24 protein-coding genes are annotated in these 23,391 nt (G+C 63.6%); 10 read left to right on the top strand and 14 right to left on the bottom strand.

Annotated features, from left to right (window positions below; genetic code table 11):
* Positions 1–135: 135 nt before the first annotated feature.
* Entirely contained in the window at positions 136–1,107 is a 972-nt protein-coding gene (locus M5G17_RS02845; protein ID WP_273891495.1) for a putative 2-dehydropantoate 2-reductase, read from the bottom strand.
* A 115-nt stretch (positions 1,108–1,222) separates the two neighbouring features.
* Here M5G17_RS02845 and M5G17_RS02840 point away from each other — a divergent pair, with 115 nt between their 5' ends.
* Positions 1,223–1,675 carry a PilZ domain-containing protein gene (locus tag M5G17_RS02840; RefSeq protein WP_273891494.1) on the top strand — a complete coding sequence of 151 codons (453 nt, stop codon included), beginning with the start codon at positions 1,223–1,225 and terminating at the stop codon, positions 1,673–1,675.
* A gap of 164 nt (positions 1,676–1,839) precedes the next feature.
* Positions 1,840–2,916 (top strand): 3-deoxy-7-phosphoheptulonate synthase, encoded by a 1,077-nt coding sequence (locus M5G17_RS02835; protein WP_130265428.1) that lies wholly within the window; start codon positions 1,840–1,842, stop codon positions 2,914–2,916.
* 87 nt (positions 2,917–3,003) lie between these two features.
* On the opposite strand, the gene M5G17_RS02830 is transcribed toward M5G17_RS02835, so the two are convergent.
* Positions 3,004–3,285, bottom strand: a complete 282-nt coding sequence (locus M5G17_RS02830; protein ID WP_273891493.1) for a GNAT family N-acetyltransferase — start codon at positions 3,283–3,285, stop codon at positions 3,004–3,006.
* Between the two features lie 508 nt (positions 3,286–3,793).
* On the opposite strand from M5G17_RS02830, the gene oprI reads away from it, so the two are divergent.
* Entirely contained in the window at positions 3,794–4,045 is a 252-nt protein-coding gene (gene oprI / locus M5G17_RS02825; RefSeq protein ID WP_003259780.1) for an outer membrane lipoprotei OprI, read from the top strand.
* Between the two features lie 129 nt (positions 4,046–4,174).
* Here the strand turns inward: oprI and M5G17_RS02820 are convergent, their stop codons facing one another.
* From M5G17_RS02820 to M5G17_RS02810, 3 genes are all read right to left on the bottom strand, one after another.
* Complete coding sequence (locus M5G17_RS02820; protein WP_273891487.1) at positions 4,175–5,152, bottom strand: L,D-transpeptidase family protein; 978 nt, start codon at positions 5,150–5,152, stop codon at positions 4,175–4,177.
* Between the two features lie 121 nt (positions 5,153–5,273).
* Complete coding sequence (locus tag M5G17_RS02815; protein ID WP_130265431.1) at positions 5,274–5,555, bottom strand: hypothetical protein; 282 nt, start codon at positions 5,553–5,555, stop codon at positions 5,274–5,276.
* 56 nt (positions 5,556–5,611) lie between these two features.
* Positions 5,612–6,217 carry an arylesterase gene (locus tag M5G17_RS02810; protein WP_273891486.1) on the bottom strand — a complete coding sequence of 202 codons (606 nt, stop codon included), beginning with the start codon at positions 6,215–6,217 and terminating at the stop codon, positions 5,612–5,614.
* Between the two features lie 10 nt (positions 6,218–6,227).
* Here M5G17_RS02810 and M5G17_RS02805 point away from each other — a divergent pair, with 10 nt between their 5' ends.
* Together M5G17_RS02805 and M5G17_RS02800 are read left to right on the top strand one after the other, a co-directional pair.
* On the top strand, positions 6,228–6,911 hold the full coding sequence (locus tag M5G17_RS02805; protein ID WP_273891485.1) for an ABC transporter ATP-binding protein: 684 nt from the start codon (positions 6,228–6,230) through the stop codon (positions 6,909–6,911).
* Positions 6,911–9,409 carry an ABC transporter permease gene (locus M5G17_RS02800; RefSeq protein ID WP_273891483.1) on the top strand — a complete coding sequence of 833 codons (2,499 nt, stop codon included), beginning with the start codon at positions 6,911–6,913 and terminating at the stop codon, positions 9,407–9,409. Before M5G17_RS02805 ends, M5G17_RS02800 begins: the two co-directional genes overlap by 1 nt.
* Here M5G17_RS02800 and greB read toward each other — a convergent pair whose 3' ends face one another.
* Complete coding sequence (gene greB / locus M5G17_RS02795) at positions 9,410–9,886, bottom strand: transcription elongation factor GreB (RefSeq protein WP_273891482.1); 477 nt, start codon at positions 9,884–9,886, stop codon at positions 9,410–9,412.
* Between the two features lie 151 nt (positions 9,887–10,037).
* On the opposite strand from greB, the gene M5G17_RS02790 reads away from it, so the two are divergent.
* On the top strand, positions 10,038–11,255 hold the full coding sequence (locus tag M5G17_RS02790; protein WP_273891481.1) for a DUF3422 domain-containing protein: 1,218 nt from the start codon (positions 10,038–10,040) through the stop codon (positions 11,253–11,255).
* Between the two features lie 18 nt (positions 11,256–11,273).
* On the opposite strand, the gene M5G17_RS02785 is transcribed toward M5G17_RS02790, so the two are convergent.
* From M5G17_RS02785 to M5G17_RS02775, 3 genes are all read right to left on the bottom strand, one after another.
* Positions 11,274–11,582, bottom strand: a complete 309-nt coding sequence (locus M5G17_RS02785) for a hypothetical protein (RefSeq protein WP_273891479.1) — start codon at positions 11,580–11,582, stop codon at positions 11,274–11,276.
* Between the two features lie 330 nt (positions 11,583–11,912).
* Positions 11,913–12,350 carry a DoxX family protein gene (locus tag M5G17_RS02780; protein WP_273891478.1) on the bottom strand — a complete coding sequence of 146 codons (438 nt, stop codon included), beginning with the start codon at positions 12,348–12,350 and terminating at the stop codon, positions 11,913–11,915.
* Between the two features lie 104 nt (positions 12,351–12,454).
* Positions 12,455–13,879: an MltF family protein gene (locus M5G17_RS02775; RefSeq protein WP_273891498.1), complete on the bottom strand. Its 1,425-nt coding sequence runs from the start codon at positions 13,877–13,879 to the stop codon at positions 12,455–12,457.
* A gap of 158 nt (positions 13,880–14,037) precedes the next feature.
* Between M5G17_RS02775 and M5G17_RS02770 the strand changes: the two genes are divergently transcribed.
* The 3 genes from M5G17_RS02770 to M5G17_RS02760 all read left to right on the top strand — a co-directional run bounded on the left by M5G17_RS02770 (position 14,038) and on the right by M5G17_RS02760 (position 16,848).
* Complete coding sequence (locus M5G17_RS02770) at positions 14,038–14,844, top strand: TatD family hydrolase (RefSeq protein ID WP_273891477.1); 807 nt, start codon at positions 14,038–14,040, stop codon at positions 14,842–14,844.
* Between the two features lie 86 nt (positions 14,845–14,930).
* Positions 14,931–16,409, top strand: coding sequence for a methyl-accepting chemotaxis protein (locus M5G17_RS02765; protein WP_273891476.1), 1,479 nt, complete (start codon positions 14,931–14,933; stop codon positions 16,407–16,409).
* Positions 16,410–16,485: 76 nt separating this feature from the next.
* Positions 16,486–16,848: an Mpo1-like protein gene (locus tag M5G17_RS02760; RefSeq protein WP_273891475.1), complete on the top strand. Its 363-nt coding sequence runs from the start codon at positions 16,486–16,488 to the stop codon at positions 16,846–16,848.
* Here the strand turns inward: M5G17_RS02760 and M5G17_RS02755 are convergent.
* The 3 genes from M5G17_RS02755 to M5G17_RS02745 all read right to left on the bottom strand — a co-directional run bounded on the left by M5G17_RS02755 (position 16,845) and on the right by M5G17_RS02745 (position 18,791).
* On the bottom strand, positions 16,845–17,645 hold the full coding sequence (locus tag M5G17_RS02755; RefSeq protein WP_273891474.1) for an acyl-CoA thioesterase: 801 nt from the start codon (positions 17,643–17,645) through the stop codon (positions 16,845–16,847). The two genes, M5G17_RS02760 and M5G17_RS02755, sit on opposite strands and share 4 nt — an antisense overlap.
* A gap of 81 nt (positions 17,646–17,726) precedes the next feature.
* Positions 17,727–18,497: a CHAD domain-containing protein gene (locus M5G17_RS02750; protein ID WP_273891473.1), complete on the bottom strand. Its 771-nt coding sequence runs from the start codon at positions 18,495–18,497 to the stop codon at positions 17,727–17,729.
* Positions 18,498–18,512: 15 nt separating this feature from the next.
* The gene (locus M5G17_RS02745) at positions 18,513–18,791 is read right to left on the bottom strand and encodes a hypothetical protein (protein ID WP_273891472.1); all 279 of its coding nucleotides are present in this window, start codon (positions 18,789–18,791) and stop codon (positions 18,513–18,515) included.
* Positions 18,792–18,949: 158 nt separating this feature from the next.
* Between M5G17_RS02745 and M5G17_RS02740 the strand changes: the two genes are divergently transcribed.
* On the top strand, positions 18,950–19,990 hold the full coding sequence (locus M5G17_RS02740; RefSeq protein WP_273891471.1) for a patatin-like phospholipase family protein: 1,041 nt from the start codon (positions 18,950–18,952) through the stop codon (positions 19,988–19,990).
* 42 nt (positions 19,991–20,032) lie between these two features.
* Here the strand turns inward: M5G17_RS02740 and M5G17_RS02735 are convergent, their stop codons facing one another.
* Both M5G17_RS02735 and M5G17_RS02730 read right to left on the bottom strand, forming a co-directional pair.
* Positions 20,033–20,731 carry a response regulator gene (locus M5G17_RS02735; RefSeq protein WP_273891469.1) on the bottom strand — a complete coding sequence of 233 codons (699 nt, stop codon included), beginning with the start codon at positions 20,729–20,731 and terminating at the stop codon, positions 20,033–20,035.
* Positions 20,728–23,382, bottom strand: a complete 2,655-nt coding sequence (locus M5G17_RS02730) for a sensor histidine kinase (protein ID WP_273891468.1) — start codon at positions 23,380–23,382, stop codon at positions 20,728–20,730. Before M5G17_RS02730 ends, M5G17_RS02735 begins: the two co-directional genes overlap by 4 nt.
* Positions 23,383–23,391: the final 9 nt, after the last annotated feature.

The following is a 23,391-nucleotide window of genomic DNA, read 5'->3' as shown; positions in this document are numbered from 1 at the left end:
CTCACAGGCCATGGCACGTTGCAAAAAATGTGGGAGCCGGCCTTGCCGGCGATGCGCCGCGCGGGCGGCGCTCGATCTCAAGAGCACTACAAGCCTTGCGGCGTACACTTGCCAGGCTTTACCCCATCTCAAGTCTTACCTACAAGCGGGCTTGACCCGCGATGCGGTTTGACGATCAATAAAAGCCAGCGCCTGATACAACGCCCGCATCTTCGGCAACTCACACCCCGCAGCCTGCGCCCGGGCCAATGGCTCGGCATAGATCACCGCCAACTCCAGCGGCCGTTGCTGGGCAAAGTCGTGGTACATGCTCGGCCAGTAGTCGGGCATCTTTTGCGTTACTGCAAACAGGTGTTCGGCATAGCCTTGCGGCAGTTCGTGGCCACAGGCGCGCGCACCCTGCACCACTTCGGCCATCAACGCCTGGATCAGTGCGCGACTGTCAGCGTCGGCCATCAGTGCCGTGGTACTGGCCCTGAGCAACACTGACAGACCATTGTAGGGCACATTCCACACCAGCTTCTGCCAACGCGCCTGGGCCAGGTCGGTCATCGCCTGGGAGTCGATGCAGGCCGCATTGAACAGCGCCGCCCCAGCCTCGACAATAGCCTGGCGCTGCGCCTGATCCGCCGCCGGACCACTGTGATAACCCAGATTGACCGCGCCCAGCGATTGATGGCGGATCACCCCCGGTGCTTCGCGGTTGACGCATATAAAGCACAAGCCACCCAACAGGTGCAGGTGATCAGGCAGCCGTGGGCGCAATTGCTCCTCGACACCCAGGCCATTTTGCAGCAACACCACCTTGGCCTGCGGCGCCGCTACCTTGGCGATCAATGGCGCAAGCTCAGCGTTGCTGGTGGTCTTGGCGCCGACCAGCAACCAGTCGCAGGCAGGCATGTCGGCGGCATCGGCGTAGGCCGCAACCTTCATCTGCACCGTGCCATGCACGGCGCTGTCGAGGCGTAAACCATTGAGCTGAACGGCGTCGAACTCGCTGCGCAAGAGGAAGTGCACCTCGAACCCGGCACGTGCGAGCATCAGGCCATAAAAGCCGCCAATGGCCCCGGTTCCGATTACACCGATTCGCGGGCTGCTCGTGTTCATCCTGCTCTCCTCATGCGCTCATTTTTTGTTCAGTTTTTTACACGCAAATCAACCGCTTTAGGATCCTTCACTATACTCATGCGAACAAGGTCAAAAAATCGACACGGAGTCGAGCATGCGTGGCTTCCTGCCCCACCCGGATGATGTTCCGGTTGAACTGGCCCTGCGCCAGTCGCCCAAGCTGTTTCGCCAACGGTTGCACACTATCAGCCTGGGCGGAATCGCCTGCAACCATCCTCGGGCCTACCGCCGAGGCATGGCAGTAGAAATGCTCATCCCCTCCCTTGGCGCCGAGGCCCGTTATCCTGGGTATATCGCCTGGTGCCAGAAGCAGCAGGAGGGCTATCGGGTGGGCATCGCCTTCATCGACGAACAGGCGCTGTTCGGCGCGCGCATGGGTGAACAGGTGTGCCAGATCCAGCACTTCTGCCAGATGCAAACCCAGACCGAAAACGCTGAGACCGATCTCGAAGCCCTCGCCCAGCAATGGGTCAGCCTGCACGCGGGCGAGTTCTCCGAGGCCAGCCTTGAGGCAAGCCATACCAGGGAAATCCTCCTTCAGGGCTAAAAACCCAGTGTCTGCGGGCTTTTCCTTGCAGGAAAGCGACCCCTGCCCATTGTCGAGCCACGGTGTAACGCGCTAAGGTTCGGCTCCCCGCTGCGTACAATTTTCGCTGCTCCGCCGCACGGGGATCGCTGGCGGCCGGCACCCGTGACCTGACGAGTAACACGATGGCTGATTTACCGATCGATGACCTAAACGTTGCCTCCAACGAGACCTTGATCACCCCCGATCAGCTCAAGAAGGAAATCCCCCTCAGCGCTACCGCCCTGCAGACCGTGACTGCCGGCCGCGAAGTGGTGCGCAATATCCTCGACGGCAAGGACCACCGCCTGTTCGTGGTGATCGGCCCCTGCTCGATCCACGACATCAAGGCTGCGCACGAGTACGCCGAGCGCCTGAAGGTGCTGGCGGCAGAAGTGTCCGACACCCTGTACCTGGTCATGCGCGTGTATTTCGAAAAGCCGCGGACCACGGTGGGCTGGAAAGGCCTGATCAACGACCCTTACCTGGACGACTCGTTCAAGATCCAGGACGGCCTGCACATTGGGCGCCAGCTGCTGCTGGACCTGGCGGAAATGGGCCTGCCCACCGCCACCGAAGCCCTCGACCCGATCTCCCCGCAGTACCTGCAGGACCTGATCAGTTGGTCGGCCATCGGCGCCCGTACCACCGAATCCCAGACCCACCGCGAAATGGCCTCGGGCCTGTCCTCGGCAGTCGGCTTCAAGAACGGCACCGACGGCGGCCTGACCGTCGCCATCAACGCATTGCAGTCGGTTTCCAGCCCGCACCGTTTCCTGGGTATCAACCAGGAAGGTGGCGTGTCCATCGTCACCACCAAAGGCAACGCCTACGGTCACGTGGTGCTGCGCGGCGGCAACGGCAAGCCTAACTATGATTCGGTCAGCGTCGCCCTGTGCGAACAGGCCCTGGCCAAGGCCAAGATCAAGCCGAACATCATGGTCGACTGCAGCCACGCCAACTCCAACAAGGACCCGGCCCTGCAGCCGCTGGTGATGGAGAACGTCGCCAACCAGATCCTCGAAGGCAACCAGTCGATCATCGGCCTGATGGTCGAGAGCCACCTGAACTGGGGCTGCCAGTCAATTCCCAAAGACCTCAACGACCTGCAGTACGGTGTGTCCATCACCGACGCCTGCATCGACTGGGAGTCCACCCAGAAGACTCTACGCAGCATGCACGCCAAGCTTAAGGACGTCCTGCCCAAGCGCCAGCGCGATTGACAGGCAGATGCAAAAACGCCGGGCAAATGCCCGGCGTTTTTGTTGGTGTACTCGACGACAGCGCTTGGTGGCTGACCTTCCCGACCTTCAGGCCTTGGTGGAGTGCTTTTGCTGACGTTCCATATAGCGCTCGACGTAGGAGCATGACGGAATCACGGTGTAGCCCATTTCTTCAGCATACTTGAGCGCCTGCTCGGTAAGCGCCGCCGCAATGCCCCGACCGCGCAATGCATTCGGCACGAAGGTACGGTAGATATCCAGGGTCTGCTTGCCCAGATCCATGTAGGTCAGGTAAGCACGATGACCGTCCACATTGGTCTCGAATTGATGACCAGCCTGGTCATGGTGGATGGACAACGCCTCGCTCATCACTACTCCTCGCGGGTCTTGGGCTATGACCCTACCTTACCGATGTTTGTCCGGCGAAGGAACCTCTACGCCACCCCGTGCCCCATTGGACAGCGAGAAGAGCATGGCTGTTCTCTGGCAAATGAGCACGTACAAATAGTAGGCGCCACACGCCCAGATGCTCAAGGTGAGCTGGTCGCAAATTTCACCCACTTGCGGTAAGCGGAGACAGCGGCTAGCAGTGGCCTGAACAGTTGCCGGATGTTGTAGTGCTATGACGATTGATGACACTTTAAGTCACTTTTAGTTCAACAAAATACACACTTGCTACACTTGTTAGCACCCGCGCAAGCGGCGCCTTCACAGTTTTTCTACATCAGGCTGTGTTGGACCCGGGACAGGCGCATTTTTTTGCAGTTCTTGCGCTCTGTCAGTTTACTTACTACAAGTAATGGGTACTATGTACGCCGGCCAGTTTCTCTTTCTTGAGAGATGGCTATTTAATAGAAAGTCCTTGAAGGGGAACACGATGAACAACGTTCTGAAATTTTCTGCTCTGGCTCTGGCCGCAGTTCTGGCTACCGGTTGCAGCAGCGTATCCAAAGAAACCGAAGCTCGTCTGACCGCTACCGAAGACGCAGCTGCTCGTGCACAAGCTCGTGCCGATGAAGCCTATCGCAAAGCTGACGACGCTCTGGCTGCTGCTCAAAAAGCACAACAGACCGCTGACGAAGCTAACGAGCGCGCTCTGCGTATGCTGGACAAAGCCAGCCGCAAGTAATAATCCTTCGGGGTTGTTATTGGAAGCCGACCCACTTGTGGGTCGGCTTTTTTGTTGCCACCGGAAAAGTGCAACAGCAGAAACGACGAGGCCTGCACACTGGCAGGCCTCGGGTATAGCAACTGCAGCTTACTGCATGTCGTAAGGCACGCTGGACACCATCGGTGTCGGGCCACCATTGCCATTGGGCACGGCGATCTCCACCGGCATGCCGTCTTCGGCGGCAACCACGTCGCGGACCATATCCCAGTTCATGCGCAGGTTGTTGGCCAGGTCTTCACGCTTGAGCAAGGCATTGATGACCGCCGTGTGCTTGTCGACCACCGACGGGTCACCCTTGTCGTCCAGCGGTGTGTGCGCTTCGAGATAGACCTTGCCGGCACTCAGACCGAACTTGTACGGCTCGTTGATGATGCGTACCGGCACGCCGACCGGGGCCATCTTGGCCAGCTCCAGCACGTTGTTGTTGAACATGCGGAAGCAACCATGGCTGGTGCGCATGCCGATGCCGAACTTCTTGTTCGAACCGTGGATCAGGTAGCCCGGAACGCCCAGGGTGAACTTGAACGGGCCCAGCGGGTTGTCCGGCCCTGCCGGCACCACGGTCGGAAGGATGTCACCGTCTGCGGCGTGCTCCTTGCGGATCGAGGCCGGTGGTGTCCAGGTCGGGTTCGGCGTCTTGGCCGTGACCTTGGTATTGGCGATCGGCGAGCCCCAGCCTTCGCGGCCGATACCCAGCGGATAGGTGTGCACCACGTTCTGCCCTTTCGGGTAGTAGTACATGCGGTACTCAGCCAGGTTGATGACGATGCCTTCACGCGGACCCGGCGGCAGGATGAAGCGGGTCGGCAGGATGATCTCGGTGCCGGCACCCGGCAGCCACGGGTCGACACCCGGGTTGGCGGCGATCATTTCCAGGTAGCCAAGATCGTTGGCGGTGCCGATGTCGGCAAAGGTGTCTTCGTACTTGGCCTTGATCACCTGGACCTGGCCAATGACATCTTCACCGGGAGGCGGCAGGGGGAACTCCAGCGCAGCAGCGGGACCTGCCGCCAGCAGGGCGGCCAGGGACAGGCAACGGGTGACGGCGGGAAAGCGCGGCAACATCCGGGAAATCCTTCGCTAATTCAATTGAGTCAAGCAGTCGATTGTACACCGCCCCCCGCGTAATCGGGAGATGTCCCGGGCGCAGTTGGCCGTACAAGGGATGAAAGGTTATATCAACAGGTTACAGCTGAGGCCATACCGGCCGCGTACCACGGCGCTGGGCGTCGAGAATCGCCCGGCACAGCGAACACAGGCGACGGTCGCGGTAGAGGCTGCGTTCGGCCTGGGACCAGCGTGGCTGTGCCGGCAACAGGGTGCCACACAGGGTACGGTCGGCCGAACCACCGAGCTCGAGCTGACGGGCAACCAGATGGACACGGATCTCCTGGCAGGCGAACAGGTCGAGCTGTTCGTCAGGCTCGATCAATTGATAGGCATACAGGGACCAGGCGGGACGCGGCATCGGGGGCTCCAAATCGGGGGCGCCACATTAGCCCAAAGCCGGTCACTATAAAAGCGTCAAAGCAGCGGTTTTAGTTGCGGCCAGGCATTTTCCAGCAACCTGGCCTGGGCGCCCTGCCCCGGATGAATGCCATCGTCCTGCATCAGCTCGGGCACACCGCCCACACCTTCGAGAAAAAACGGTACCAGCGGCACCTGTTTTTCCGTGGCCAGGTTTTCGTACACCCTGGCGAAGGCTTCGGTGTAACGCTTGCCGTAGTTGGGCGGCAGGCGCATGCCCAACAGCAGGACCTTGGCACCGGCCGCCCGCGCGTTGTCGATCATCGAGGCAAGATTTTGTTGCAATTGTATTGGCAGTTGCCCGCGCAGGCCGTCGTTGCCACCCAATTCGAGCACCACCAGCTCCGGCTTGTGCTCTGCAAGCAGCGCCGGCAGCCGCGCCTGGCCGCCGGCACTGGTGTCGCCACTGATCGAGGCATTGATAACCTTGGCGTCGAAACCCTCGCTCTTCAGGCGTTGCTCCAGCAAGGCAACCCAGCCCTGGCGGGTATCCAGGCCGAAAGCGGCACTGATACTATCGCCGACAATCAGCACGGTCCCCGCTGCTGCGCCCTGGGCCATGCACATCAAGGCCAGGCCAGCACTCAATAACCACACTCGCATCGGATTCTCCATGGGCCCCAGCATTCTCAGTGCGCGCAACCTTAGCAAAGTGGTTCCCAGCGCGGAAGGCGACCTGACCATCCTGCACCAACTCTCGCTGGAACTGAAACAGGGCGACAGCCTGGCCATCGTCGGCGCCTCGGGCTCGGGCAAATCGACCCTGCTTGGCCTGCTGGCCGGCCTCGACCTGCCCAGCGCCGGCTCCGTGACCCTGGCCGGCCACGACCTCGGCCCGCTGGATGAAGACCAGCGCGCGCGGGTGCGGGCCGAGCATGTCGGCTTCGTGTTCCAGTCGTTCCAACTGCTCGACAGCCTCAATGCCCTGGAAAACGTCATGCTGCCGCTGGAGCTGGACGGCCGCCGCGATGCCCGCGAGCATGCCCGCAGCCTGCTCGAACGGGTCGGCCTGGGCCAGCGCCTGAGCCACTCGCCGCGCCAACTTTCTGGTGGCGAGCAGCAACGGGTGGCCATCGCCCGCGCCTTTGCCGCCGAGCCTGCGGTGCTGTTTGCCGACGAGCCCACCGGCAACCTCGACAGCCATACCGGCGAGCGCATCAGCGACCTGTTGTTCGAACTGAACAAGGAACGCGGCACCACCCTGGTACTGGTTACCCATGACGAACGCCTGGCCCAGCGCTGCCGTCGCCTGATCCGCCTGGACGCCGGCCACCTGGTCGCGCCGCTGGAGCCCTGATGAAGCGCTTGCCGCTGTTCCCCCTGGCCCTGCGCCAGTTGCTGCGCGATGCCCGCGCCGGCGAATTGCGTGTGCTGTTCTTCGCCCTGCTGGTCGCGGTGGCGGCCAGTACCGCCATCGGCTACTTCGGTGCCCGCCTCAATGGCGCCATGCTGCTGCGTGCCACCGAGTTCCTCGGCGCCGACCTGGTCTTGCAGGGGAGCTCGCCCGCGCAGCCCGAGCAGCTCAGCCGCGGCGCTGCGCTGGGCTTGCAACATGCTCAGGTAGTCGAGTTCTCCAGCGTCATCGCCACCGACAACGGCATTCAGCTGTCGAGCATCAAGGCCGCCAACGACGCCTATCCGCTACGCGGTGAACTGCGCAGCGCCGCCGAGCCCTATGGCGTCGAAACCGCAGGCGGCGGCCCGGCACCGGGCGAGGCCTGGGTCGAGCCACGGCTGCTGGCAGCACTGGAGCTGAACATCGGCGACAGCATCGATGTGGGGATGAAAACCCTGCGCATGAGCCGGGTGCTGACCTACGAGCCCGACCGCGCCGGCAACTTCTATAGCCTGACCCCGCGGGTGCTGATCAACCTCGCCGACCTTGAGGCCACCGGGGTGGTGCAACCGGGCAGCCGGGTCAGCTATCGCGAGCTCTGGCGCGGCGAGCCCGAAGCCCTGGCCAGCTACCGCGAAGCCGTCGAGCAGAATCTTGCGGCCAACCAGCGCCTGCAGGACTCAAGGGACGGCAATCGGCAAATTGGCGGCGCTCTGGGCAAGGCCGAGCGCTACCTGAACATGGCCAGCCTGGTGGCGGTGCTGCTCGCCGGTGTTGCCGTGGCACTGTCGGCCAGCCGCTTCGCTGCTCGCCGTTTCGATGCCAGCGCCCTGCTGCGTTGTCTGGGCCTGTCGCGGCGTCAGGCGTTGAGCCTGTTCTGCCTGCAACTGGCGATGCTTGGCAGCCTTGCCGCGCTGTGTGGCGCGGCGCTCGGCTGGCTGGCCCAGCTAGGCCTGTTCCAGTTGCTGCAAGGGCTGATGCCGGCGCAGATCCCCCCTGGCGGTATTGCCCCGGCCCTGGCGGGGATTGCCACCGGCCTGGTCGCCCTGGCCGGTTTTGCCCTGCCGCCGCTGGCAGCCCTTGGCCGGGTGCCGCCGCTACGGGTACTGCGCCGCGACCTGCTGCCAGTACCGGCCAGCAGTTGGCTGGTATATGGCGCTGCCTTGTTCGCCCTGGGGCTGATCATGTGGCGGCTGAGTCTGGACCTGCTGCTGACCTTCGCCCTGCTCGGCGGCGGCCTGGTCGCCGCCTTGCTCCTGGGCGGCCTGCTGTTGCTCGGCCTGCGCAGCTTGCGCCGCTTGCTGGCCGGCAGCCCGCTGGCCTGGCGCCTGGGCCTTGGCCAGTTGCTGCGCCATCCCCTGGCCGCTGCCGGACAAGCCCTGGCCTTCGGTCTGATCCTGCTGGCCATGGCGCTGATTGCCCTGTTGCGCGCCGAACTGCTCGACACCTGGCAGAACCAGCTGCCCAAGGATGCGCCGAACTATTTCGCCCTGAACATCCTGCCTGACGACAAGAACAATTTTGCCCAGCGCCTGAGCGAGTTCTCCGCCGCAGCCGCACCGCTGTACCCGGTGATCCCCGGACGCCTGACCGCGATCAACGGCGAGCCGGTGCAGCAGATCGTCAGCAAGGAGTCCACCGGGGACCGCGCCGTGCAGCGCGACCTGAGCCTGACCTGGGCCGCCGACCTGCCCCAGGGCAACAGCCTGAGCGAAGGCCAGTGGTGGCAGGCAGAGACTGCGGCCGATAGCCTGCCGGGTGTTTCGGTAGAAACCGAACTGGCCCAAAGCCTCAAGCTCAAGCTGGGTGACCAACTGACCTTCACCGTTGGCGGCCTGCAACGCCAGGTGCAGGTCACCAGTTTGCGTACGGTCAATTGGGACAGCTTCCAGCCCAACTTCTACATGATCTTCCAACCACAAACCCTGCAGGACCTGCCGACCACCTACCTGACCAGTTTCTACCTGGCCCCCGGTCATGACCAGCAGGTGGTGGCGCTGTCGCGGGCGTTCCCGGCGGTGACCATCCTCCAGGTCGATGCCCTGCTCGAACAGCTGCGCAGCATCCTCGCCCAGGTAACCCTGGCAGTGGAGTACGTGCTGTTGTTCGTGCTGGCCGCAGGCCTGGCAGTGCTGTTCGCCGGTTTGCAGGCGACCCTGGACGAGCGCATTCGCCAGGGCGCCTTGCTGCGCGCCCTGGGTGCCGGGCGCGGGCTGCTGGTCAAGGCCCGGCGTATCGAATTCGGCTTGCTCGGCGCCGCCAGCGGGCTGCTGGCGGCGATCGGCTGCGAGCTGATCACCCTGCTGCTGTACCGCTACGCCTTCGACCTGCACTGGAGCCCGCACCCGTGGCTGCTGTTGCTGCCGGTGATCGGCGCGCTGCTGGTGGGCGCCGCCGGTGTCTACGGCACGCGCCGAGCACTCAATGCCAGCCCCCTGGCCGTCCTGCGCGAGGGTTGATCAGGGTTTGACGTAGTCGATCGCGTTGACCCACCAGCACATTTCGCCAGAAGGGGTCTGGACGATGACTTCATCGCCGATCTCTTTTTTCAGCAAGGCGCGGGCCATGGGCGAGTCGATCGAGATGTAGTCCATGCGCCCGTAGATCTCGTCGTAGCCGACGATACGAAAGCGCTTGGTCTCACCCTCCTCGTTCTCGATCTCGACCCAGGCGCCAAAGAACACCCGGCCTTCCTGCTCCGGCGCATACTCCACCACGCGCATGTCTTCCAGACGCTTGCGCAGGTAGCGCACGCGGCGATCGATTTCGCGCAGCAGCTTCTTGTTGTACTGGTAGTCGGCGTTTTCACTGCGATCGCCCAAGGAAGCGGCCCAGGTGACTTTCTGGGTGGTATCGGGACGCTTTACCCGCCACAGATGGTCCAGCTCCTGTTTGAGCGCCTCGTGACCTTCCTTCGTGATGATTTGCGTACTCAACAAAAATTCTCGCTTGCAGACTGACAGGATGGCTTGCAGGGCCTGATCATCAACCCTGGCGCTTTGCTGTGCAACTGCACGTGACTCGTGCCTGCCAGCACCAGTCCCAAAGGGAAACCGCAGACAACCACAACAATACGGTCCGCCCCGCATGCACGCCCAACGCACTGCCCTGCACAACGAGCTGCACGCCCGCCCGTCGCTGTACTTCGACGAGCCAGCGCATGTTTTCCACCTGGCGTTTCTCGGCACCGATGCCGATTGCAATGCCCTGCTGCAGCGCTGCTGCCCAGGCGCCTTCGAGGCCGATGCCGCACAGGGCATCACCCAGCTGGACGGCCATCCGTTCAAATGGGAGCGCCATGCCGAATTTTTCACCCTGACGCTGGTGGTACCCACTGCCAGCGGCGCGCTGAACTGGACCACCCTGCCCTCCGCCCTGGCTACAGGGGTCGAGCCTTACCGCAAGCAGATGATTAATGCGGTGCAGGTGCTGGTGCGCGATGCCGAGGATCTTGACCTGAGCCGTTATGGTTTCAAAGACCCCAGCGGCTCTTGCGTGGGCGGCGGCGATGCGGTGGTGTGGAGTGATTTTCGCCTGACCGAAGATGGCACCAACCGTTTCCTGTTCATCAACCACAAGCTCAATGCCTACCGCCAGGGGCGAATGATCCGCCGCCTGCTGGAGATCGAGACCTACCGGATGATGGCGTCATTGTCGTTGACCTCCGCCAAGGCCCTCGGCCCGCAATTGGATGCCTACGACCGTACGTTGGTGAATTTGTCGCAACGCAATGTCAGCAGTGATGGCGGCAATGCCAAGGCCCTGCTGGCCGACATCGCCCAGCTGTCGCGCCAGGTGGTCGGCAGTACGGTGCAGCACCGTCATCGCTTCAGCGCCACCCAGGCCTACGCGCAACTGGTGTTCGAGCGCCTGGGCGAACTGCGCGAAAGCCATGTCGGCGATTGCCAGCGTCTGGGTGTGTTCATCGAGCGGCGCTTCAAGCCCACCGTGCGCTACTGCGCGGCCACCGAACAGCGTCTGGAACACCTGGCCGAAAGCGTGGCCAACCTGGGTGACCTGCTACAGGCACGGGTGCAGGTCGAGATGGAGGAGCAGAACGCCGAAATCCTGCGCAGCCTCAACGCCCGCGCCGACACCCAGATCAAGATCCAGCGGGCCGTGGAAGGCCTGTCGATCATCGCCATCAGCTACTACCTGCTGAGCCTGTTCAAACTGCTCTATGCCGGCCTGCACACCCTCGGCGCACCGCTCTCGCCCCGTGAGGCACTGCTGGGCATGGCACCGCTGGTGTTGTTGATCATGCTGGTGATCCTGCTGCGGATCAGAAAAGCCAAGGCCCACTGAGGCCCGGCCCTGCGCCGCTCAAGCCCGGGTAATCAGACCCTGGCGGGCGACGCGGGTCAGGTGGCCGATGACTTCGGCGGCGTCCAGGGCGTTGGGCGCCTGAATCACGGCAAGGTCGAAACGGTCGTTGGCGAACTGGCCAAGCGAATCACGGGGATCGGCAAACTGGATAAGGAAGGCGCTGTTGCGACTGTTACGACGTGGCCAACCGTCGAGGTAACGCAGGAGGGTTGGCTGGTGGCTGCCGCCTAGAAGAATACGCGGCGTGCGCGTGCCTTGGCTGGCGGGCAACGGGGTCAGGCAAACGCTGGAACGTGGACAACTCATGGTTAAATCTCCGCCTCGCAAAACCCGCTGGGCTGCGGTGGGAGGCGTCACCGAACCAGCGTTTTAGCGGTATTTGGTGAAACCTCCAAAGAGGTAACCCTGCGCCCCGCAAGTAGCTGTTTAAATCGGCGCAAGTCAGCATCCTAGAGAAGCTGCGAGTGGAATGTCAACGGCCCGGGGACGAAAAAACCACTGCAATCGGACATCAAACGGTGGGAGCGGCGGTGCGACGACCCGACTTGCCCCGCGATGCGATCTGGCAGACAGAACGCTATCGCGGGGCAAGTCGGGTCGCCGCATCGCCGCTCCCACTCCAGATCAACGTCGACTTCAGCGAGCAATCAACCGATCCAACGACCCCCGCCCGGCCCCCTCGACCAACACCGCCAAGGTCCCCGCCAGCAACGCCAGGGCAAACTCATAGCCATTGTTGGCCATGAACAAGCCATTGCCGATATGCACCGAGAAAATCGCCACGATCAGCGTCACGGTCAGTGCCAGCGCCGCTGGCCGCACCAGCAAACCGATTACCAGGGCCAGGCCGCCAAAGAACTCGGTACCGCCGGACAACAGCGCCATCAGCAGGCCAGGCGCCAGGCCAAGGCTTTCCATGAACTGCGCGGTACCGGCCAGGCCACCGCCGCCAAACAGACCGAAGAGTTTCTGCGCACCGTGCGCCATGAAAATGATCCCGACCAGAATACGGATGATGCTCAGGCCCCAACCGGCACGGCTGGCGAATACAGCGTTGAAGGTGTTGTTGTTCATGGATCTTCCTTAAAGGGTGTGATGTGTGGTGTTGGGCGCCATATTAATCAAATTAACAGATGTTAAAATCGCAATATTTGCGGCATTAAAATCGATTTATTCGATTATTTTCGCCCCACCCCTTTGCCACCCTTCGGCTCCAGCGATTCACGTTCGCGGTCAAAGGCCAGGTAGTACTTGTTGACGCTGTTCACATAGCTGACCGGCCCCATGCCCACCTGCTCCATGGCAATTCGCTCGGTCTGGAAGAACCACTGGTTGCCATTGAGCCCACGCCGCCGCGCTTCGGCGCGCATGGCCTGGACCCGCTCAGGGCCAAGGTTGTAGGCCGCCAGGGTGAAGGCCATGCGCTCGCGCTCGTTGAGCTGGTTGCTGGAGAAGAACTTGCGCCGGATCAGCGCCATGTACCTGGCGCTGGCCTGAACATTGCCATCGACATTGGCAATATTGCTCACCCCCACCCGCTGAGCGGCACTGGGGGTAATCTGCATCAACCCGTGGGCGCCACCTGCACCGCGCGCCGTCGGGTTCAATGCTGACTCCTTGAACGCCACGGCCGCCAGGTTCAGCCAATCGATCTTCTGTTCGCTGGCGTGGCGCTGCAGCACCGGACGCAGGGCCTCCAGGCGCTTGCGGTCAGTGCGCGCCAGCGGGTTGTGGACCCGGTACAAACGCCGGTAGATCCGTTCGAACGCCGCATCCTGGTTGGCCGGCGCCTGGTAGCCCTGAAGAAAGCGATCGACACTGGCGTGCAGCATCACTGCCTCGCGGCGCACGTACCAGCGCATGGCCTCGGGGCTGGCGACCTGCAATTTGCGATCAACCCGCAGCTTGGGCATGACCTTGGCCCAACGCTCGGCAATCGGCTGTTCGACCACCGTCAGGTGGAAGATCCCGGCCTGGACCATCTCCAGCACATCTTCCACCGCCAGGCTCGGGTCGACCCACTCGACCGTGATCGGCGCCAGCTTGCGCAAGGCCAGTTTCTGATTGATCTCATGCAGGGTATCGCCGGCGGCACTCGAACTGGTCAGGGCCAAGGTCCGCCCGGACAATTGTTCGACGCGCTGGAAGCTGCGTTCGCCCTTGCGCCCGACCAGCACCAGAGGCACTTTGTCGACCACCGGGTCGCTGGCGCTTAGGCCACGGGTCGAGGTAGGGTCGACCAGCTCACCAGGCGCAACCAGGTCGGCTTCACCGCGTTGCAAGGCGGCCAGCAATTGTTCTTTGGCACGCGGGATGATTTTCAGGCGGATCTGCTCGCCGTCACGGGCGCGAGCATTGAGGTAGTGCTCGAAGGCGCGCAAGCGGTGGTACTCGACCCCGACCGGCTCGCCCTTGACTTCACCGGAGCTGTTGCGGCTCTGGTTGACCAGGACTTTAAGTACCCGACTGCTGCGAATCTGCGCAAGGTCGCGCACCTGGGTCTTGGGCACGGCCTGTTGCGGCCCGGCCAGGCGCGCGCTGACCGGCCCTGCGATCAGCAGCGAGAGGCTCAGCACGATCAACAAAAACAGCGCTCGGGTCATCCGTTGCGAGGTCCGCGCGTGTGGGGTTGGCGCCATAGTTTGCAGTCGTTCCATGACAATTGACCGCAAAAGACCACGACAACTCGTTGAAGTTCTTGGCTTTATCGATTTTCTTGAAGCTTTGTTATGCTGGCCGGCCCCCGGCCTGAGGTAGCACCATGCAACTCATCGACATCGGCGTCAATCTGACCAACCCAAGTTTTGCCGACAAACACCAGGCCATTGTCGAACGCGCCGAGGCGGCAGGCGTGGTGCAGATGATGGTCACCGGCACCAGCCTTGCGGGCAGCGAACACGCCCTGGAACTGTGCCTGCAGCTCGATGAAAGCGCCCAGCGCCTGTTCAGCACCGCCGGTGTTCACCCCCACGACGCCAGCCATTGGTCCACAGACAGCAACCGGCAACTGCGCGCCTTGCTGGAGCAACCGCGGGTGCGTGCCGTGGGTGAATGCGGGCTGGACTTCAACCGCGATTTCTCACCGCGCCCGCAGCAGGAAAAAGCCCTGGAAGAACAACTGGCCCTGGCGGTGGAACTGCAGATGCCGGTGTTCCTCCACGAGCGCGATGCCAGCGAACGTCTGCTGGCGATCCTCAAGGACTTTCGCGATCGCTTGCCGGCGGCGGTGGTGCACTGCTTTACCGGCGAACGGGCGGCGCTGTTCGCCTACCTCGACCTGGACCTGCACATCGGCATCACCGGCTGGATCTGCGACGAACGCCGCGGCACCCACCTGCACCCGCTGGTCAGCAGCATCCCCCAGGGCCGCCTGATGCTCGAAAGCGATGCGCCCTACCTGCTGCCACGCAGCCTGCGACCCAAGCCGAAAAGCGGGCGCAACGAACCGGCCTTTCTCACCGAGGTACTGCGCGAGGTGGCGCTGCACCGCAACGAAAGTGCCGAGCAGTTGGCAGCCCACAGCACGGCTGCCGCCCGCGCCTTCTTTAACCTGCCCGCGATTATTTGACGCATATCAAAAAGTCTTGATGATTGAGTCGGCACAATGATGGCACCTTGCCAATAATGTTTCCGCTCAATCAGAGAAGACCTACCATGGGTGCCTGGCTTAGCAATATCTCCCTGAAGTACAAGTTCTGGGCCGTCAACGCGGTCGCCTTCGTCACCACCTTGTTCCTGGTGCTCTACGCGGTGCACCTGGAGCAGCAGGCCCGAGCCCAGAGTGCGCAAAGCAAAGCCCAGGCCGAGGCGCAGTTACTCGCGGCCTGGCCAGACGGCCAAGCCCTGCCGAGCAATGCCCTGTGGCTGAGCTACAGCCCCGGCCAGGCGCCGCAGTTCGAAGGGCGCAGCCTGGATGCGCTGGCCACGGCCAAGGGCTGGGTCGAACTCGAAGGCTTGCCGGCGCTGGGTGAAAACCCGCTGACCGGCGCCCAGGTCATCAGCCGCGGTGGCCAGCAAATTGCCGTGCTCGCGCCGTCCCCCAGCCTGGTTCAGGTGTTCACCGATCGCTTCACCAACTATGCCGTGTGCGTGCTGATCCTGATGCTGGCGATGCTCTGCGCCTCGCAACTGTTGATCCGCTTCCTGCTCAGCCAGCTCAACACCCTCAAGGATGTAATGCTCCACGTGGAAAAGACCGGCGACCTGTCGGCCCGCGTCCCCCTGGCCTGCGGCGATGAAGTCGGACAGATGGCCAGCGCCTTCAACGCCATGCAGACCACCTACCACCGGGTGGTCAACACCGTGGCGCGCACCGCCGCGCAGCTGGATTCCGGCGCTGCGCGCCTGGCCGCGAGCATGAACGAGGTGCGCCACGGCATGCTCGGCCAGCAGAGCGAAACCGACCAGGCCGCCACCGCCATTAACGAGATGACCGCCACGGTCTACCACATTGCCCAGCACGCCGGCGCCACCCGTGACCTGTCGCAAAGCGCCGACACCTTGGCCGGCAGCGGCCAGGAAGTGGTCAGCCGGGTGCAGACCTCGATCGCCGGGCTGTCCAGCGGCGTACAACAGACCGCCGAAATGATCCGCCAGCTGGCCGAAGACAGCCAGAAGATCAACGGCGTGGTCGGGGTGATTCACAGCATTGCCGAACAGACCAACCTGCTGGCGCTCAACGCTGCCATCGAGGCCGCCCGCGCCGGCGACCTGGGCCGTGGTTTTGCCGTGGTCGCTGACGAAGTGCGCAACCTGGCCAAACGGGTGCAGGCCTCCACCGACGAAATCACCACCATGGTCTCGGCCCTGCAAGCCGGTACCCGCGACGCAGTGGACTTCATGCAGGAAAGCTCGTTCAAGGCCGACGATTGTGTCCAGCAGGCCCAGGAAGCCGGCGCCGCCCTGGCGGAAATCACCGGCGCGGTGGCGCAAATGCGTGAAAGCAATACGCAGATTGCCGTGGCCGCCGAGCAGCAGAGCCATGTAGCCGAGGAAATGAACCGGGCAGTGGTGAGCATTCGCGATGTGACCGAAGAGACCGTGCAGCAGACCGTCGACTCGGCAACCACCAGCAGCGAACTGGCCACCCTGGCCGGCGAGCTGAACAAAGCCATCGGCCAGCTCAAGCTATAAGCGTCATAGCCGCCCTCGATTGGCCCCTTCAACGGGGCCGCACTATTCTTCAGGCAAGCCCCTGAGGAATGTTGTCATGAGCAAACGCTTGCCCAACCTGCCGGCCTGGCAATGGCGCGGCTACCACCACAACCACCGCAACCCGACCAACCTGGTGCTGCACCTGATTGCCGTGCCGCTGTTCATCCTCGGCGTGTTGCTGGTGCTATCCGGGCTGTTCTCACTGGACCTGGGGCAACTGGCAGTCGGCATCATCGCCCTGGTCGCCGGGCTCGGCTTGCAGCGCCAGGGTCATCGCCTGGAAGCCGAACAACCCGAACCCTTCGCCAACCGTAAAGATGCTGTCGGCCGCCTGCTGGTCGAACAGTTCATCACCTTTCCGCGCTTTGTCCTCAGCGGCGCCTGGTGGCGAGCCTGGCGTGAGCGCCATCGCCATTAAGCGAACACAGTCACCGTCTGCCGGCTGATCGCCAGCAGTTCACCCGAAGCCGTCCACAGGGCGGCCGAGGCATGGCCGTAGCCATCGCGGGCATGGTCGATCTGCGCACAGTAGCGGCACCAGTCGTGGGTGCTCAGGCTCGCGACCGGCTGAACGAATTCAATGGTCCAGGTCAGGGTGCTACCCGCAGCCGGTTTGGCCAGGTATGGCAGCAAGGTCGGCGGCCAGGCATCGACCAGGGCCAGCAGGTGTGCTTCGCTGACCGGTTCATCCTTGACGTCGCCACGCAGGCGCACCCAGCCGCCCATGCTGCGTGAAGGCGTGTTGCTAAATGGCAAACCACCCACCGCCCAGCGCAGGGCCAGATGACGCATGAACTCGGGGGTTACCCCCTTGATGTAAGGCAGCTCGGGGGCAGCCTCCTGCAGGCTTTTCATTTCGAAGGCCGACAAGGCCGGAACATCGATCGACGAATCGCGACCGGCGCCGAAACTGCCCTGGATCAGGGTCACCACCTGGCCGTTCTGAGTGGCTCGGCCGAGCAACGAACTGACCGCCTTGCCCTCGCGCAACAACTCCACTTCAAAACTGATCGGCACCTCGGGTTCGGCCGGGCCAACGAAGGTAATCGCCAGGGAGCGCACCGGCCGCCCTGGCGAGGTCTTTGCCAGCATGGCCTCATACAACAGGGCCGCCATCAGCCCGCCAAAACAGGCACGGCCCTGAGCCCAGCTGGAATCAATGGTAACGGCCTGGGGATGCTGGCGGACCGCCGTGAGCAATTGCGAGAAATTCATGCCAACCTCAGCGCGCTGAAAAAACCGATCTTAACCAGCCAGCAAGCGGTCTACAGCACGCATTTCGGCCATTTCAGCGGGTTATCGCTGCGCAAGCTGTCGCTGCAGGTCATCGAGCGTGGCATCGGCGCGTTGTTCGGCAATGGCCAACTGCGCTTGCCAATGGCTGACGCAGGGCGCCAGGTCGCTTTGCTGTTCGGCTTGCAACAACCACTGCAACAGGTCGTGCCAGTCGCCCAGGTCACCCTGGGCGCGCTTGAGGGCCTTTTGCTGGCGCAGGTTGCAGTGGCGCAGTTGCGGGTAGGCTTCGGCACCGTAGCGTTCGCGCTTGATCAGCAGGCGCAGGCGATGGCGGTCGTGGGCGGGATCGTCGAGGGCCTGACGCAATTGCTGGCACTGCTTTACCAGGCGTTTGTCGATGCGCTGCTGCAAACGGCGCATCAGCCCTTGGCGCTGCGCCGCCCGCAGGAACACCGGGAAGGCGTCGACGATGGCCAGCAGGCGCGCAAGCTCAGCACTGGCGGCAACACGGGCGAAGGTCTGCGTGCGATGAGCCAGGCGTGCTTGTGCCGCCGCCAGTTGCCGACGCTCGAGCAACTGCGCAGCCAGTACCTCACGGTCACGCAGCGGTGTGGTCAAGCTGCCCAGCGCCTGAGCAGCGGCTTCCAGTTGTTCGACCCCGGGCAGTTCGCGCAGCGGCCGCAGCAGGCTGCGCAAGCGCCGCACACCGATACGCAGGTCGTGCAGCGCCTCGCTGTCGGTATCGGCAGCCAGGCGCGCCTGGCAGGCCAACAGGCGTACCTGCAAGCTCAGCACCTGGGCAATGACGTGGTCAAGCATGGCCGACGACATGGTCTACTCCTGTAATCAACGCCCGGCACGGGACTCGCGAACATAGAACCGGGCCTTCTCGGCCTTCTTGCTACAGCCCTCGAACGCTTCGAACTGCTGCTGGGTCTTGGCCCCGGTCAACAGCGACAGCGCCTTGGAGTAACTGACAGTACCGGCAAAACCTTCGGCCTTGGCCAGGTCGAGCTCCTTCCAGGCCGAGTCCAGCTGATTGGCGCAGCTGTCGCGGTAGGCTGTCTTGCCAGCGCAACCGGTCAGGACCAGGGCAATCAGGGGCAGACAAATCCAGGCTTTCATCGGCAATACCTCAAAAGAAAAAGTTCAGGGTGGCGCGTTCGACGGCAAACCGCGAGAAAAGTGCCCTGATCAGCGTAGCGCAGCGCCAGCGACGATTGAAGCACAGCCATGATTAGGTGCATTGTTAGACCATGGAAGCACAACACCGGGGAAGCATCATGAAAAAGCGTGTCGCACTGGTTCTGGGTTCAGGCGGGGCCCGGGGCTATGCCCACATCGGCGTGATCGAGGAAATCGAGCGGCGTGGCTATGACATCGCCTGTATTGCCGGTTGTTCCATGGGCGCGGTGATTGGCGGGATCTATGCCGCCGGAAAGCTCGATGACTATCGCAACTGGATCGAAAGCCTGGACTACCTGGACGTGCTGCGCCTGGTGGATGTGAGCTTTCGCCTCGGCGCGATTCGCGGCGAGAAAGTCTTCGGCCAGATTCGCAAGATCGTGGGTGACATCAATATCGAAGAGCTGCGTATCCCCTACACGGCAGTGGCCACCGACCTGACCAACCAGCAGGAAATCTGGTTCCAGGAAGGCTGCCTGCACCAGGCCATGCGCGCCTCGGCTGCGATTCCCAGCCTGTTCACCCCGGTGGTGCAAGGTAACCGCATGCTGGTCGATGGCGGCATCCTCAACCCCTTGCCGATCATTCCGGTGGTGTCCAGCCACTGCGACCTGATCATCGCCGTCAACCTCAACTCGACCAACCAGAAACAGTACCAACTGCCGGTGATCGAGCGTCCGGCGGCGTTCAAGCTGCGCTTTGACAACCTGATCAGCTCACTGGGTTCGCACCTGCCGTTCCGGCGCAAACCGGCCGAGGAACTGATGCGCCTGGAACAAGGGCTGCAGCCTGAGGCCGCGCAGATCCCCAACCCCTGGCTCAGCGATGCCGCTGCCCCCGAAGCCCAGCAACCGGCGGCAGCCCCGGAAGCCGAAGGCGCGCCGAAATCGGCAACCGGCTCGTTCATCATCGACAACGTCGGGCCGGCGTCGCTGCTGGACTTGATCAACCAGAGTTTCGAGGTGATGCAAACTTCACTTGCGCAGTACAAGATCGCCGGTTATCCGCCGGATGTGCTGATCAACGTGCCCAAGCGGGTGTGCCGCTTCTTCGAGTTCTACAAGGCGCCGGAGCTGATCGCCCTGGGCAGGGAGATTGCCCGCGACACCCTGGATAACTATGAGGCGGAGCGGCGTTGATGGCTAAAAGCATCGCGGGGCAAGCCCGCTCCCACAGGGCCATTAATTCTGTTCCGGCCCAATCAACCTGTACCCCACCCCAGGCTCAGTCACGATGAACCGTGGCGCCGTCGGATCATCGCCCAGCTTCTGCCGCACATGGGCGACGACGATGCGCAGGTAATGGCTGTCATCGACATGGGTCGGCCCCCAGATGTCCTTGAGCAATTGCTGCTGGGTGATCACCCGCCCCGGGTGGCTGGCCAATTGCGCCAGCAGTGCATACTCCTTGCGGGTCAGCGCCACCTCGACACCGTCCAGGCTCACCCGGCGAAACGCCAGGTCAACGGTCAGCGGCCCGAAGCTCAGCGCCGCAGCGGTCGCCGACGCCTGCGGCGCCTGGCGCAGCAGCGCGCGCACCCGGGCGAGGAACTCCTGAATGCCAAAGGGCTTGGTCACATAATCGTTGGCGCCATTGTCCAGCGCCTCGACCTTCTGGATTTCACTGGCGCGCACCGACAGCACCAGCACCGGCACCGCGCTCCATTCGCGCAGTTCGCGCAACACCTGTTGGCCGTCCATGTCCGGCAGGCCGAGGTCAAGCACCACCAGGTCAGGGCGCGCCAGTGCCGCCTGGGTCAGGCCCTCGGCGCCGGTGCCGGCCTCCACCACCTTGTAGCCCTGAGAGCTGAGGCTGATACGCAGGAACTTGCGGATTTGCGGTTCGTCATCGATGACCAGCAGGGTCGCGCTCTGGCTCATGGGGCTTCGCTTTCAGGCTCGGGTTGGGTTGGCAGCGGCAAGCATAGAATGATGCAAGTGCCCTTGCCATCGATACCGTCAGCGACCCGGATGTGCCCGCCGTGGGCACCGATCATGCCCTGACAGATCGCCAGCCCCAGGCCCGTGCCCTGCCCGCCCCGATCACCGCGAGCTGCGGTGTAGAACATGTCGAAGATGCGCTCGCGATCCGCCACCGGAATCCCCGGCCCTTCATCGCTGACGGCAAAGCAGAGCATCTGCTCGTCAACGCTGACCTGCAGATCCAGACGCCCCGCCGCCGGCGAAAAACGCGCGGCGTTCTCCAGCACATTGATCAGCGCTTGCTCGATCAGCGCCGCATGCACGAATAGCAACGGTAACTCGGCCGGCACTTGCGTGCGCAACTGCAACGGCGCCAGCACTACCCGCAGGCGGTTCAGCGCGCTGCCGACGATGTCGCTTGGCGCCACCCAGTCGCGGGCAAGCTTGAGCCCGCCATGACCCAGGCGGGTCATGTCGAGCAGGTTCTGGATGTAGCGATCCAGGCGTTCGGCTTCGTTACGGGTGCCTTCGAGCAACTCCTGGCGATCGGCCCTGGGAATCGCCTCGCCAAGGGCCAACAGGCTGTCGATGCTGCCACGCATTGCCGTCAGCGGCGTGCGCAGGTCGTGGGACACCGACGCCAGCAAGGCGCTGCGCAGTTGCTCGGTTTCGCCATGCAAACGCGCCGATTCCAGCTGCTCGGCCAACCGCGCCCGGGCCAGGGCCTGGGCCAGCGGCTGGCTCAGGGCCTTGAGCAGGCGGCAATGCTGGGCCGTCAATTGCTCGCCCTTGCGCGGCCGCACACCGAGCAGCGCCAGGCGCGCATCGTCCACCGACAACGGCCACCACCACCAGCGGCCATTGGGCAAGGTGTCGCTGCCCAGCCCTGCCGCCTGGTCGTGCTGCCAGGCCCAGTCGGCAGCGGCGCGCTCGTTATCGCTGAACTGCAGGTTACCGCCACTGGCCACCTGCAGGCGGCCCTCGGCGTCGCGCTCAAGCAGGCACACCTGCAAATCCTGCCAACCGTCCAGATGCTGCCCGGCGGCGGTGAACACCGCCTGGCGGTCGGTGGCGGCGGTCAGTTTGCGCGACAGGTCGAGCAACTGGCTGGTCTGCTCCTGGGTTTCACGCAGGGCCTGCAACTGCCGACGCTGGCGCGCGGCAAGGTTGCCGGTGAGCGCCGCCATCAGCAGGAAAAACAGCGAGGTCAGCACGTCCTCTTCACGCTGGATGCTGAAGGAGAAATTCGGCGGAATGAACAGAAAGTCGTAGGCCAGGAACGACATCACCGCACAGGCCAGCGCCGGGCCCAGGCTACTGCGCACCGCCACCAGCAACACCGCGGCGAGGAACACCAGGGAAATGTTCGGCAAGGCCAGCACGCTGGCCACCGCCCAGGCCAGGCCCGTGGCCAGGACAGTGGCGGCGAATGCCAACAGGTAATGGCGCCAGACCCAGACCTTTTTCACCGCCGCGCTCGGTGGCTCGGGCTGGGTGTCGCGGTCAAGCACGTTGATTTCCAGGCCGTGGGCGTCACGCAGCAAGCGTGTCGCCACCCCGGCACCGAACAGACGCCGACGCAGGCGGTCACGCGACTGGCCGACCAGCACCAGGCTGGCGCGCCGCTCCAGGGCATGCTGGATCAGGGTCCTGGCCACCTCGCCGGCGCGCAGCAGCACCACTTCCCCGCCCAGGCGTTCCGCCAGTTGCTGAGCCGCCTGCAGGCGCTGGCGGGCCGCTTCGTCACGCAAGCGGCCGTTGTCGACGTGGACCAGGGTCCAGGGCAAATGACGCCGTTGCGCCACCCGGCTGGCGTGGCGCACCAGGCGTTCGGCCTGGGCATCACCATCGACACCGACCAGCAGCCGCCCGCGCAACGCCGGCGCATCCTGACCCAACTGACGGTAACCGTGGGCCAGGTCGGCATCGACCTGGGCGGCGGCCGTCTGCATCGCCAGCTCGCGCAGGGCAGTCAGGTTGGTCTGGGTGAAGAATGCATCGATCGCCGCCCGCGCCTGCTCCGGCACATACACCTTGCCTTCGCGCAGGCGTTCAAGCAGCTCGCGCGGCGGCAGGTCGATCAGCACCAGTTCGAAGGCTTCCTGCAAGACCCAGTCCGGCAGGGTTTCGCGCACCTGCACGCCGGTAATGCCGCGCACCTGATCGTTGAGGCTTTCCAGGTGCTGGACGTTGACCGTGGTGTAGATGTCGATGCCGGCGGCCAACAGCTCCTGGACATCCTGCCAGCGCTTGGCGTGGCGGCTGCCGGGCGCGTTGCTGTGGGCCAGTTCATCGACCAGCACCAGTTGCGGGCGAGCCTTGAGCAGACCGTCAAGGTCCATCTCTTCGAGCTGCATGCCACGGTACTCGCTGCGCAGCAGTGGCTGCTGGGGCAGACCGCCCAGCAGTGCCTCGGTTTCAGCGCGCCCATGGGTCTCGACCACTGCCGCCAGCAGCGCCACACCCTGGCGCTGCTGGGCATGGGCGGCCTGGAGCATGGCGTAAGTCTTGCCCACCCCAGGCGCCGCCCCCAGAAATACCTTGAGCCGGCCGCGCCCCTCGCGCGGCAGCCCGGCCAACAACGCATCGGCGCGTTCGGAATTGCTCATGCTCACTGC

The sequence above is a fragment of the Pseudomonas rubra genome, from assembly GCF_028656935.1.
Classification (GTDB): Bacteria; Pseudomonadota; Gammaproteobacteria; order Pseudomonadales; family Pseudomonadaceae; genus Aquipseudomonas; species Aquipseudomonas rubra.
Note: the sequence above shows the minus strand (reverse complement) of the source record. Positions and strands in the feature narration are given on the sequence as shown.